Origin of the sequence: Pseudomonas sp. efr-133-TYG-5 (assembly GCF_030209175.1) — a bacterium.
Taxonomy (GTDB): Bacteria; Pseudomonadota; Gammaproteobacteria; order Pseudomonadales; family Pseudomonadaceae; genus Aquipseudomonas.
Genome location: NZ_JARVSM010000003.1, coordinates 133,369 through 145,773, shown reverse-complemented (window position 1 = coordinate 145,773; position 12,405 = coordinate 133,369). Strand labels below are relative to the sequence as shown.

The window sequence follows — 12,405 nt, the reverse complement described above, 5'->3', positions numbered from 1 at the left end:
CGCTTTTTGCGGACTTGAACGCTACCACCGCTAACACAGGCCGGTTTTTAACAGGCCGAATGTTAGAAAGGAGTTGATATGAAAAAAGTGATGGCGATTGCCCTGTTGACGATGTTGAGCAACTGGGCGTCCGCTGCTGAAGCGCCGCTTACTGCGGTGACCAATGTATCTGGCAGTGTCGCGGCTTCTACAGCGCCTGCTGCCAGTACGGCAATGGTTGCCAGTGCAGTCGCAGCGTCCAACAGCGGCGGAAGTGCCAACGGCGGTACCACGGGCACCACCGGTACTACCGGCACCACCGGCACGCACAACTAACAGGAACATTTGTTAGTGCAGTACAGGGTCGCCCGACGCAAGTCGGGTGACTTTATTTTTTAGATTCGCCCTTGAATAGCGTAGTGCCATTATGACTCGTAGTTTTTCTCTTTTGCTGTTGGCAAGTATCGCTCTGCAAGGTTGCATGTTTTCCCCCGGCCAGTACCTGAGCACCGGCGACATCACCCGCCAGGGCGCCAGCGAAAGCAGTCGGGTCGAGCTGATCCCGATCACGCCCAAGCTGATCTCGATGACCCGCGCCACGCAAAAGCGTGAGACGGTGCCGGCGGAACTGTTGGCAACGCCTGCCGAATACCGTATCGGCAGCAACGATGTGCTGTACATCACAGTCTGGGATCACCCAGAGCTGACCGCGCCCTCGGGGGCACAACAGCAGATCGACGCCAACGGTCGTCTGGTGCGCTCCGACGGCACGCTGTACTACCCGTTCATCAAGGAAGTGCAGGCGGCCGGCAAAACGATTCAACAGCTGCGCTCGGACATCGAATCCCGCCTGTCGGCGTTCATCGCCGAGCCGCAGGTGGATGTCGCGGTGCTGCGTTTCGCCAGTCAGAAAGTGGTGGTCTCGGGCGCCGTGGCCAAGGCCGGGCCACAGCCGATTTCCACCAACCCGCTGAGCGTGGTCGAGGCCCTCGGAACTGCCGGCATCGACACCAACAACGCCGATCTGTCGGGCCTGCTGCTGACCCGCAATGGCCGGGTCTATCCGCTCAATCTCGACTCGCTCAACCAGCAGGATTCCGAGTTGCAGCACGTCTTTCTCAAGGGCGGCGATCAGCTGTATCTGCCGTACAACGACAACAAGCGCATCTACGTCATGGGCGAGGTCAATCAGCCCCGTGCGCTGAGTTTCAAGACCGCGACGATGAACCTCTCCGATGTGCTCGGTTCGGTTGGCGGCTTGAGCCAGACCACCTCCAACGGCAACGCGGTGTACGTGATTCGCGGGGTGGAAAACCTCGATGTCGAGCCGGCGAAAATCTATCAATTGGAAGCCCAGTCGCCGACCGCCATGGCACTGGCTTCGCACTTTGAAGTGCGTCCGCAGGATGTGGTGTACGTCGGCCCGGCCAACGTCACGCGCTGGAACCGCTTCATCAGCCAACTGGTGCCGTCGGCATCGATTGTCGGGACCGGGGCTTCCGCTGCGAAGAACTGGAGCGAATTCAGTAACAACAGCAAATAAGGCCGACCGTGAAGACCTTGAAAGTTGGCGTCTGCCTGATGGCGGCCTTGATGTTGTGTGGCTGTAACCCGTTGATGACCGCCTCGGTGCGCAACCTCAAGTCGGCGGTGATCGGCCCGGACGAGCTGGACGTGAGTGCGGCCCAGGTGGCCGAGGTCAAGTACCCGCAAGTGAAACTGACCACACCGTCCGGCTCCGGGGTGCTGGCGCTGGTGCGCGAGCGTGAAGACCTGCAGTTCTGGGTGGCTTCCGGCAAGCAGGTGTTGCTGCTGCGTGACGGCCTCGCCGTGCGCACCATCGGTCTCGGTGTGGAGGGCGACCTGGACGGTACGCGGCTGGCCGACGACGCGCCGTTCAAACGCGGCCTGCATCAAGTCGCCGATGGTTTCACCACACGGCGCTGGATCGACCTGTACAAGGGCCAGGAAGTCGGCTTGATCGTCAACAGTCGGTTCTCCCGTCGATCGACGCAAACCCTGCAGATTCTCGACAAGGAATACACCGTGCTGCGTGTCGACGAACGTATCGACGTCCCGGCCATCGGCCTGCGCGCGACCAACCATTACTGGGTCGATCCGCTGGACGGTTTCATCCTGCAGAGCGAGCAGCAACTGACCGCGCAAATGCGCGTGCGCATCGTGCAACTGACCCCTGATCGCAGGCACCTGCCGTGAAGCGCTGGCGGATGTTATCGGCCGGTTTGCTGTTGCTCAGCGGCATCAGTCAGGCAGCGGTCACGGTCAGCGGCGATGTCGCCAATCCGGGGCCGGTTGAGTTGCCGCCGGGCGGGCGCTTGCTCGACGTGATCAGCGTGGCGCTGCCGAATGCCGAAGGTTACTGGCTGGCCGGCGTGTTGCTGCGCCAGTCGTTGCTGGAAGAACAGGCCCGGCTCAAGGCCGGGGTGTTGTTCGATCTCGATGTGTTGCAGCGCATGGCCTCGTTGTTTGACCGCCCGAGTCGCGCGGCGCTGGCGCTGCGCCTGGCCGAACAGGTGCGGCAGATGCCGGTCACCGGGCGCCAGATCGCAGACCTCGATCCGGTCGCGGTGGAAGTCGGCTTCGCGCGCAACATGCGTCTCGACGATGGCGATCGCCTGATCTACCCGAAACGGGTCGACGAGGTACAAGTGCTGGGCGCGGTCGCCGCGACCTGCCACCTGCCTTATCAGCCCTTGCTGGAGGCGCGTGAGTATCTGGAAAGCTGCACGCCGCTGGACGATGCCGAGGCCGATTACCTGTGGCTGATCCAGCCCAATGGTGTGGTCAGGCGCGTGGGTATCGCGCACTGGAATCGCGAGAGCGGGCAGTTTCCCGTGGCCGGCAGCAAGATTCTGGTGCCGGTGAAAAATGATGATCTGGATCCGCCTGTTCCTGAACTGAATCAGCAGTTGGCCGAATTGATTGCCACGCAGCTGGCTGAGGTGGTTCGTTGAAGTTACGTGTTGCAGCTGTGTTGTTATTGCCGTGCGGTCTGGTGCATGCCGAACCGCGTATTACCCAAAATGATTTCGGCGGCACCGGTCTGTTGCAGACGCCGACCGCGCGCATGGCCCCAGCCGGAGAGCTGAGCGTCAACGCCAACCGCACCGAGCCATACAGCCGCTACAGCGTGTCGCTGCAGCCGCTGGACTGGCTCGAAGGTTCGTTCCGCTACACCGCGATCACCAACCGGCCGTACGGCTCCGAGGCGCTGAGCGGCAGCCAGAGCTACAAGGACAAGGCGGTCGATGCCAAAGTCCGGCTCTGGCAGGAAAGCCACTGGGCGCCGGAAGTCGCGCTGGGCTTCCGCGACATCGGCGGTACGGGCTTGTTCTCCAGTGAATTTTTCGTCGCCAACAAACGCTTCGACGATTTCGATTTCAGCGCCGGCATTGCCTGGGGGTATCTGGGCAATCGCGGCGACATCGACAATCCGTTGGGCTACGTCAGCAGTCGCTTCGATACCCGGCCGGCCCTCGAGGGGACCGGTGACGTCAACTCGGGCTCGTACTTTCGCGGCCGGCCGTCGTTCTTCGGTGGCGTCAGCTACCAGACGCCGTGGGATCGCCTCAGCCTGAAACTCGAATACGAAGGCAACGACTACAAGCACGAGCCGAAGGACAACGTGATCAAGCAGGACTCGCCGATCAACTTCGGCGCGGTGTTCAAGGTGGCGGATTCGGTGGACGTCAGCGCGGCGTGGGAGCGCGGCAACACGGCGATGTTCGGCATCACCTTCCACACCAATTTCGTCAGCCGCAAGGCGCCGGCCAAGACCTACGATCCGACGCCTGAGCCGCTGCCGGCGAAGATGCCGACCACGCCGATGGAACAGGTCGACTGGGCCGACGTGTCGCAACGTTTGCAGCAGAATGCCGGGTACAAGGTCGAGCGCATCAGCCAGCGCGATTCCGAGCTGATCGTGTACGGCGAGCAGCAGCGTTACTTCCATTCGTCGAAGGCTGTTGGCCGCGCAAGCCGGATTCTCGACAACAGCGTGAACGACGAAATCAACTGGTTCACCGTGGTCAACAAGCGCTACGACCTGCCGCTGGAAGAGACCAGCGTGCCACGCCAGACCTTCCGCGAGGTGCTCAACAACGAGGAGCCGCTGGAGTCGTTGCACCGCACCACCGAGATCAACCCGGCGATGCCGCGCAACGAGAAAACCCTCTACAGCGAAGCGCCGCAGCACTTCAATTATGGTGTCGGACTGGGCTTCAAGCAGAACGTCGGCGGCCCGGATGGTTTGCTCTATCAGTTCAGTGCCGACGCGGACGCCGAGTACCGCTTCAACCGCAACACCTGGTGGAACGGCCTGCTCAGTGCCAACCTGGTGAACAACTTCGACAAGTTCACCTACGACGCGCCGAGCGGCCTGCCGCGGGTGCGCACCGATTTGCGTCAATACCTGACCACCTCGGAGGTGACCATGCCGTTGTTCCAGGTCAGCCATGCCGAGCAGTTGGACAAGGACCTGTATGGCATGGTCTACGGCGGCTATCTGGAGTCAATGTTTGCCGGGGTCGGCGGTGAGGTGCTGTTCCGGCCGACCGGTGAGCGCTGGTCGGTGGGCGCGGATCTGAACTATGTGCGTCAGCGCGAGTTCGACCAGGGCTTCGGCCTGCGCGATTACTCGATCTGGACCGGGCACATCACCGGCTACACCGACTTGCCGTATGACACGCTGGCTGCAGTCAGCGTCGGTCGCTACCTGGCCGGCGACTGGGGCGGCACGCTCGACATCTCCCGCGAATTCTTCAACGGCGTGCGCTTCGGCGCCTGGGCGACGATCACCACGGCTGGCAGCGCCGAGTACGGCGAGGGTAGTTTCGACAAGGGGATCTACCTGTCGATCCCGTTCGACGAAATGATGAGCATGTCGACCATGCGCCGCGCCAACCTCGTCTGGGCGCCGCTGACCCGTGACGGTGGCGCCAGGCTCAATCGCAGCTTCCAGCTGCACTCGATGACCGATAGCCGCGAGGGCGACATGTTCTATCGCAACTTCTCGAAGATTACCGAGTAACCCCCGATCCTTCTCGAGACCTGTGGGAGCGGGCTTGCCCGCGAAGGCGTCGGCACGTTCAACCTATGTGCTGCCTGACCCACCGCTATCGCGGGCAAGCCACGCTCCCACATTGGTCGGGGTGGAGCGAATATCTCGATCCACACCCCAATCCCTGTGGGAGAGGGGTGAACTGGATATCCCGGCCCATCCCCCGATCCCTGTGGGAGCGGGCTTGCCCGCGAAGGCGTCGGCACATTCAACATCTCTGTTGCCTGACCCACCGCCTTCGCTTGCAGGCAAGCTCCCACATTGGTCGGGGTGAAGCGAGTATCTCGATCCACACCCCGATCCCTGTGGGAGCGAGCTTGCTCGCGAAGGCGCCAGTCGATTCAAAATCCATATTGCCTTATCCACCGCTATCGCTTGCAGGCAAGCTCCCACAGTGATTTTGTGGCGTGCCCGATTTGAGTGAGCGCCGCCGATCCCTGTGGGAGCGGGCTTGCCCGCGAAGGCGTCGGCACTGCCACCATCGCAACAGCCTGACCCACTAGCCAGATTCCGCCCACAAAAAAGGGGACTTGCGTCCCCTTGCGGTGTTGCCCGGTGCGTCAGTGCAACATCAGTAGATGTCCTTCGACAGCAGGGTAAACGGCGTCTTCACCAGGATCTTCAGGTCCAGCCACAACGACCAGTTGTTGATGTATTGCAGGTCGATCTCGACGCGCTTCTGCATCTTGTCGAGGGTATCGGTCTCGCCCCGGCAGCCGTTGATTTGCGCCAGCCCGGTGATACCCGGTTTGATGCGGTGGCGGGCCATGTAGGCGAGGATTTTCCCCGAGTAATAGTTGTTGTGCGCGACGGCGTGAGGACGCGGGCCGACCAGCGCCATGTGCCCTTGCAGGACGTTGAACAGCTGCGGCAATTCGTCCAGCGACGTGCGGCGGATGAAGCGTCCGACGGCCGTGATGCGCGAATCGTTGCGGCTGGCCTGCTTGACCTCGCGGTCATCGTGCACGCGCATCGAGCGGAACTTCCACACCTGGATGACCTTGCCGTTCCAGCCATGGCGATCCTGCTTGAACAGCACCGGGCCGGGCGAATTGAGTTTCACCGCCAGGGCGATCAACGCCAGCACCGGGCTGAGCAGGACGATGGCCAGCAGCGCCACGCCTTTCTCCACCAGGCTCTTGCTCAGCGCAGCGGTCGGTCGGCTGGTCAGCGGACTTTCGTTGAGGTAGATCGCCGGCAGGCCGTCCACGACTTTCACCGAGTGATTGAGCAGGGTCAGGCTGTTCAGGTCCGGCACCCAGACCACGTCGACGTTGGCACCCAGCAGATCGACGTACATCGCTTCGATCTTCGCCGCTTCCGACAGCGGCAGGGTGATGTAGAGGCGGCGGATGTCGTGGGTCTTGATCAGCTCCAGCAATTGTTCCTGGGCGCCAACCACGCGCGGTGCATTGGCGTCGAGGGCGGGCAGGGCGCCGTGGCTGACCAGACCGACCAGCGGCAGGTTTTCCTGCTCGCTGAGCTTCTTCGCCAGGCCCAGCGCCAGTTCGCCGGTACCGACGATCAAGGTCTTGTGTTCGCTTTTACGCGAGCGCTGATAGAACTTCGAGAACGCGTGCAGCGGTGCATACAGCAGCGCCTGACCGAGGAAGCCATACACCGCCCAGCTGAGGATCACCTGCTGCGAAAACAGCTCATCGGCCTTGCAGACAAAGGCAATGAATGCCAGTGCCGCCATCGTCATCGCCCAGCCCATGAACAGGCGGGCAAGCCCGCTCAGGTAGTTGTCGCGCTTGCGATAAACGCCGCTGAACGTGTAAGCCGGCACCGAAGCCAGTACGGCCAGCGTGGCGCACATCCGGTAGTAGAACTCGACGGTGCCGGTGTGCCGCTCGGCCAGGATGAACAACAGTGACACCACAAAGGCTTGTGCCAGCGCCCATTGGCCCCAAAAGGTCAGTCCCTTGAGGCCGGTGTTTCGATTGATACCAAGAGTAAGTTCCATACGATATCCCCAAAAGACGTCCATTCAGGTTTCAACAGTTGAAAACCGAGTTGTTAAGCAGACTTGTTGTTGTTTTTAGAGCCAGTGTCCTGAGGTAACAACGTCGATATGCCGAACTGTCGTCAGTCAATAGACTAAGTTATTGCCGGGAATGCTGTCTGACGAGTTCTAACAAGATGGCCAAGTGCAACTATGGAAGTAGCGGGGCAACTCGGCGTTAGAAAAGGTCGCGCAGGAAGGGGTGAATAATCAATCTTGTGTTTGCTATTGTAGGAGGGGTGGGGTTGGCACGCAGGCATTAACGAGAGGGAACAAACAGAGTGCTTTTTTATTGTTGTAATCGCACCGTGTTCTGTTTGTTTCGATGGCGAGAAGTCCTTAAGCGACGACTTCCTGGATCAGGCAATAACCGCGATTCCTGACGGCACGGAACAGTCGCTCACCATTGCTGGCACTTTTAAACTTGTCTTGCAGGCGACTCAGGCACATTTCCAGTCCGCGGTATTGTTCCGGTTCCCGGCCAATGCTGAGAATCAGGTCATCGCGACTGACCACCCGCTCTTCGTGGTGCAGCATTTTCCTGACCAGGGCAGTTTCCAGGCCGGTAAGACTGATCTCGATGCCTTCTTTGACCAGGACGCCTTGATCGTTATCGAGGTGCCAGGGTTCGTTGCACGGCGCGGCGTCATCGACGGCGGACGGCGTGCGGCCAGGTTCTCCAGTAATAGCCGGGGCGCTGTGAAAAGGGTTCGACTGCGCGGCCAGCCATTCGGATTCGAGGGTGGCCAATATGCGCTGGGTGTCATGTTCTATCGTACGGGCGACGTTTTTCCTGATGCCGCTGGGGTAAGTGAACTCCATCAACACGGGAGCGGAAGAGGGCGAATTAGCACCTTCAATAAACATTTGTGCCTGAGACGTGCCAAACGAATTGAAACGCTCGCTGGACAGAATGCTCTCAAGTTCACGCTGCGACGTTGTACTGTGCGTCACGACAACAAAATATTTTCTTGGGAGGGTTGTACTAGTTTCCATGTCTCTCTCCTAAAGTACACACCAAAATTGGCTAAAAAGATAAATCGGCAGGCGAGCAATAACTTCCTTGGAAGTAATCGACAGGCAGGGTCTGGGCCCTAAATGGCCCTCGATAAGTTCCACTCGAACTGCTGCTATGTTGTTAGGTTTATTGTTATGTTGACGCGCTCATTCAATCGCTTTGTTATAAGTAGGCGTGAAGTACAACTCGAGCTATATGGTTGCATCAGACGATCCTTCGTTCGTATGCAAAAGGGGCTGCCCTTGAGTCAGGCAGTCGATATCAGACCGCGCATCAGGCGATAGCCGTAGCCGCGGATGCTCTGAATCGCGTTCGTACCATACATGTCCTTGATTTTTCCACGCAAGCGGCTGATCGATTTCTCCAGCGCCCGAGGGTCGTAGAAATTGGTATTGAGGCCCATGATGCTGGCGATCTGATCATGGCTGAGAATGTGGTTGCTGGTGAGCGCAAACGCTTCGAGAATCTTCATTTCGGCAAACGAGATGTCGAGTTTCTTGTTGCTGCCCAGCAGGCAGATGCGGGTAGGGTCGAGCGTCAGATGGATATCCCGGTGCCATTCTTCACTGTTGAAGAACTCACCGAGCAACTCGGCGCTGTCGTCGGAAAGTGTATTGAGCTTCATACAAAAGTCGGCGCCGGCAAGATAATACTTGATCTTGTTAAAGGCGCCGCGGCCGGTGATGACCGCGCAAATGATTGGCTTCAAGTTGTCGCTGCGCAGGCTTTCCACCAGCGCGAGATTGTCTTCGAGGGACTGAGGGCCGTCGATGACGATGAAGATGGCACGGTACGCACCCGGGTGTTCATAGTGCTTATATGAACTAGCGTAGGAACTGGCCTCAAGTGCCAGATCGGTCTGCACGTGCCGGGCGACTAACGTTCTGAAGTGTTCGGCCACGCCGTGGGTACGACCCAGAGTGAGAACACCTGGTTCGGCGTTTATCGGGCGCGGGCTTCTAGTCGCTAAGTTCCCAGTGAGCATCGTGCATTGACTCGAATTAGGTGCTGACATCGGGATGTTAAAGCACCGGTTCTCATCTGTGACTGACAATTGGTAACATTCACGCGATTTTTAGACGTGGCTCCCGAGTTTTCTAACAATAATTAAGCATTTCAAGCTTTTAGTTGATTTTCTCGGTGCTGTGAACTAGCAGGGAGGCTCGCTAGATGGTGGCAATATGGAATTGTGCCACTATTTTGAATCTATGGCGATGGCTTTATTTATGTCCTTTTGCCACTGTCGTTACGCTTCGGCGAGGCGGGTGATTAATGTGAGTTCGGTCACATTTTATGGGTCGATCAAACTTTTTTCTACTTGGCGGCTAAATTTTTCCCCGCCAGTTCGTAGGCGGACGATTATTAACATGACTTGAGTGTGTCTTTTAATAAGACATATTCTCCGTCGCCTATTCAGGCAATGGGTATCGCTATACCGATTGTTTTATTTCAGATACTCAATTTCCGAGTGTAGTTGGCGGGGCGCTCAATACAAGCGCTCTGGTGGAGGCTTAATGGATTTGTGGACCGTTTTTCAGGTATTGATTCTAGGTGCAGTTGAAGGCCTGACCGAGTTCTTGCCCATATCCAGTACCGGTCACCAGATTATCGTCGCCGACTTGCTGGCGTTCGGCGGCGAGCGCGCCATGGCGTTCAATATCATTATTCAACTGGGGGCCATTCTTGCCGTGGTGTGGGAGTTTCGGCCGAAGATCGTCGAGATCGTCAAAGGCTTGCCGACAGACCGCAACGCTCAACGTTTCACCCTGAACCTGTTGATCGCCTTTTTCCCCGCCGTGGTGCTCGGCGTGTTATTCGCTGACAAAATCCATCAATACCTGTTCAACCCGATCACCGTCGCCGTGGCGTTGGTAGTCGGCGGCATCGTGATGTTGTGGGCGGAGCAACGTCGCCACGTGGTGAGCGTCGAGCATGTCGACGACATGCGCTGGTCCGACGCGTTGAAGGTAGGCTTCGTACAATGTCTGGCGATGATTCCGGGCACGTCCCGATCCGGCTCGACCATCATCGGCGGCTTGCTGTTCGGCTTGTCCCGCCAAGCCGCCACGGAGTTCTCTTTCTTCCTGGCCATGCCGACCATGGTCGGCGCCGCGGTGTATTCCGGCTACAAGTACCGCGAGCTGTTCCAGGCCAGTGACCTGCCGGTGTTCGCCCTGGGCTTCGTCACCGCGTTTGTGTTCGCGATGATCGCCGTGCGCGGCTTGCTCAAGTTCATTGCCAACCACAGCTACGCGGCGTTCGCCTGGTATCGGATCGCGTTTGGCTTGTTGATTCTGGCGACGTGGCTGTTTGGCTGGGTGAACTGGACGGAAGCAGCGGCGTGATCACTGAGCGCTGATCAAGGTCGCGACGGCGAGGTCACTCAACGCCGAGTCGGGCGAGTCCTGACGGTAGCGCTGCAAGGCCGAGGTGAAATACGCGGCCTGCAGCATGCCGTCGCTGGCGAGGTAATAGCGCGCCGCTTCGACTTCTTCTGGCGAGAAAACACGTTTATTGAGACCGGAAACTTCGGAGGTTGCGTAGAACGGCGACAACACCGTCGTCGCCACCATCAAACCGGTGAACTGCGTGATCTGCAAAGGGCTTTCCTCGCCCGCGCCACAAATGAAATCGCAGTGGGCGTGAGCACTGGCAGAGGCGGTGGCAAGTAGAGCGAGGAGGGTAAAACGCTTGAACGAAACACAGCTAAACGCGGGCATAAATAAAAGACATCCTGTCAGTACAGCAAAACTGCGGGCAACGCTCTTTCGTCGCCCGCACCGTCAAACCGTCAATCAACGGCCTTCAAGCAACTCGGCAGCCTGATCCAGCAGCGCCAGCGGATCCTTGGCCTTGTGAATATCCACCGACAACAACTGGCGGAATTTGCGCGCCCCCGGGAACCCGATGCCCAGCCCCAGCACATGCCGCGTGATGTGATGCATCGCACCACCGGCCTGCAAATGCTCGGCAATATAAGGCCGCAACTGCGCCAGCGCCTCGGCGCGGCTGATCACCGGCGCGGTGCTGCCGAACAACTGCTGATCCACCTGCGCCAGCAAGTACGGATTGTGATAAGCCTCACGTCCGAGCATCACCCCGTCAAAGGTCTGCAAATGCTCATGGCAGGCCTCCAGCGTCTTGATCCCGCCGTTCAAGACAATCTCCAGCTCCGGAAAATCCGCCTTCAACTGCGCCGCCACGTCATAGCGCAACGGTGGAATGTCGCGATTCTCCTTCGGCGACAAGCCCTCCAGAATCGCAATCCGCGCATGCACGGTAAAACTGGTGCACCCGGCATCCCGCACCGTCCCGACGAAATCACACAACTCGGCGTAACTGTCGCGCCCATTGATGCCGATCCGATGCTTCACCGTCACCGGAATCGACACTTCATCACGCATCGCCTTCACACAATCGGCCACCAACTGCGGATGCCCCATCAGGCACGCACCGATCATGTTGTTCTGCACCCGATCACTCGGGCAGCCCACATTCAGATTCACCTCGTCATAACCATGCGCCTGGGCCATGCGCGCGCAAGCAGCCAGATCCAGCGGCACACTCCCGCCCAACTGCAACGCCAGCGGATGCTCGGCTTCGTTGTGACGCAGGAAACGCTCGTGATCGCCGTTGAGCAGTGCACCCGTGGTGACCATTTCGGTATAGAGCAGGGCGTTCTTCGACAGCAGGCGTAGGAAGAAACGGCAATGGCGGTCGGTCCAGTCCATCATCGGGGCGACGGAGAAGCGGCGGGAGAGTGGGGCGGGTGTGGCGGTGATAGGGGACATGGGCGGTTCTGGATTGGGTGGGGCTGGGAAGGTGGGGGAGTTTATCAGGAATGGTGAGGTGGGGGGCGGGGGTCTCTGAGTGGTGTGCTGGCGGGGCTGCAGCTTGGAAAAGTCCCCATTTCTACTTGGCTTCAAACAGGCAGATGGTCGCGGAGGGCGTTACGGTAATGGCCAAAAAAGCCGCTCAACACTGTGATTCTCAGCCTGTTTTGGCCCTGATAGCGATGCGTCATAAAAAATGATGGCATTGCGTCATCATGTGTGCGAAATAGTTCAACGATTGTACAAAAATATAAAGTTGTACAACTTTTCCCGGAATTTATAGCATCCATTCCCAACACCTTTGCTGAAACGATAAATCTCCCTGCGTTGTTGCTCTGCGCCGGCGGATTTGTCCGCTGATGTGTGCGTCGTCGGTACGGCTTTGCGCATCAGCCTGTTGCAGCCGGGACAGTGGGAACTGCCCGCTACTCGCCCAGGACGACGATCCCGAATGTCAGCGGCAACGGCGGTTGCCTGAGATCCATTTTTT

At 58.8% G+C, this 12,405-nt stretch carries 11 protein-coding genes; 6 read left to right on the top strand and 5 right to left on the bottom strand.

Annotated features, from left to right (window positions below; genetic code table 11):
- The first annotated feature begins 78 nt into the window (after window positions 1-78).
- The 5 genes from QRN70_RS14415 (at window position 79) to QRN70_RS14395 (ending at window position 5,029) form a co-directional block, all read left to right on the top strand.
- Window positions 79-315 (top strand): hypothetical protein, encoded by a 237-nt coding sequence (locus QRN70_RS14415; RefSeq protein ID WP_003226528.1) that lies wholly within the window; start codon window positions 79-81, stop codon window positions 313-315.
- Between the two features lie 91 nt (window positions 316-406).
- Window positions 407-1,522: a polysaccharide biosynthesis/export family protein gene (locus tag QRN70_RS14410; protein ID WP_502941592.1), complete on the top strand. Its 1,116-nt coding sequence runs from the start codon at window positions 407-409 to the stop codon at window positions 1,520-1,522.
- An 8-nt stretch (window positions 1,523-1,530) separates the two neighbouring features.
- Window positions 1,531-2,196: a YjbF family lipoprotein gene (locus QRN70_RS14405; protein WP_285418672.1), complete on the top strand. Its 666-nt coding sequence runs from the start codon at window positions 1,531-1,533 to the stop codon at window positions 2,194-2,196.
- Complete coding sequence (locus QRN70_RS14400) at window positions 2,193-2,954, top strand: capsule biosynthesis GfcC family protein (protein WP_502941590.1); 762 nt, start codon at window positions 2,193-2,195, stop codon at window positions 2,952-2,954. The genes QRN70_RS14405 and QRN70_RS14400 overlap by 4 nt, the downstream gene beginning before the upstream one ends.
- On the top strand, window positions 2,951-5,029 hold the full coding sequence (locus QRN70_RS14395; RefSeq protein ID WP_285418670.1) for a YjbH domain-containing protein: 2,079 nt from the start codon (window positions 2,951-2,953) through the stop codon (window positions 5,027-5,029). Before QRN70_RS14400 ends, QRN70_RS14395 begins: the two co-directional genes overlap by 4 nt.
- A gap of 601 nt (window positions 5,030-5,630) precedes the next feature.
- On the opposite strand, the gene QRN70_RS14390 is transcribed toward QRN70_RS14395, so the two are convergent.
- The 3 genes from QRN70_RS14390 to QRN70_RS14380 form a co-directional block, all read right to left on the bottom strand.
- Window positions 5,631-7,025, bottom strand: a complete 1,395-nt coding sequence (locus QRN70_RS14390) for an undecaprenyl-phosphate glucose phosphotransferase (protein WP_285418669.1) — start codon at window positions 7,023-7,025, stop codon at window positions 5,631-5,633.
- A gap of 378 nt (window positions 7,026-7,403) precedes the next feature.
- Window positions 7,404-8,060, bottom strand: a complete 657-nt coding sequence (locus QRN70_RS14385; protein ID WP_285418668.1) for a winged helix-turn-helix domain-containing protein — start codon at window positions 8,058-8,060, stop codon at window positions 7,404-7,406.
- Between the two features lie 269 nt (window positions 8,061-8,329).
- On the bottom strand, window positions 8,330-9,067 hold the full coding sequence (locus tag QRN70_RS14380; protein WP_285418667.1) for a winged helix-turn-helix domain-containing protein: 738 nt from the start codon (window positions 9,065-9,067) through the stop codon (window positions 8,330-8,332).
- 529 nt (window positions 9,068-9,596) lie between these two features.
- Here QRN70_RS14380 and QRN70_RS14375 point away from each other — a divergent pair.
- Window positions 9,597-10,427 carry an undecaprenyl-diphosphate phosphatase gene (locus QRN70_RS14375; RefSeq protein WP_285418666.1) on the top strand — a complete coding sequence of 277 codons (831 nt, stop codon included), beginning with the start codon at window positions 9,597-9,599 and terminating at the stop codon, window positions 10,425-10,427.
- Here QRN70_RS14375 and QRN70_RS14370 read toward each other — a convergent pair whose 3' ends face one another.
- Together QRN70_RS14370 and dusA are read right to left on the bottom strand one after the other, a co-directional pair.
- Window positions 10,428-10,802, bottom strand: a complete 375-nt coding sequence (locus tag QRN70_RS14370; protein ID WP_285418665.1) for a DUF2388 domain-containing protein — start codon at window positions 10,800-10,802, stop codon at window positions 10,428-10,430.
- A 75-nt stretch (window positions 10,803-10,877) separates the two neighbouring features.
- Window positions 10,878-11,873, bottom strand: a complete 996-nt coding sequence (gene dusA / locus QRN70_RS14365; protein WP_285418664.1) for a tRNA dihydrouridine(20/20a) synthase DusA — start codon at window positions 11,871-11,873, stop codon at window positions 10,878-10,880.
- Between the last annotated feature and the right edge of the window lie 532 nt (window positions 11,874-12,405).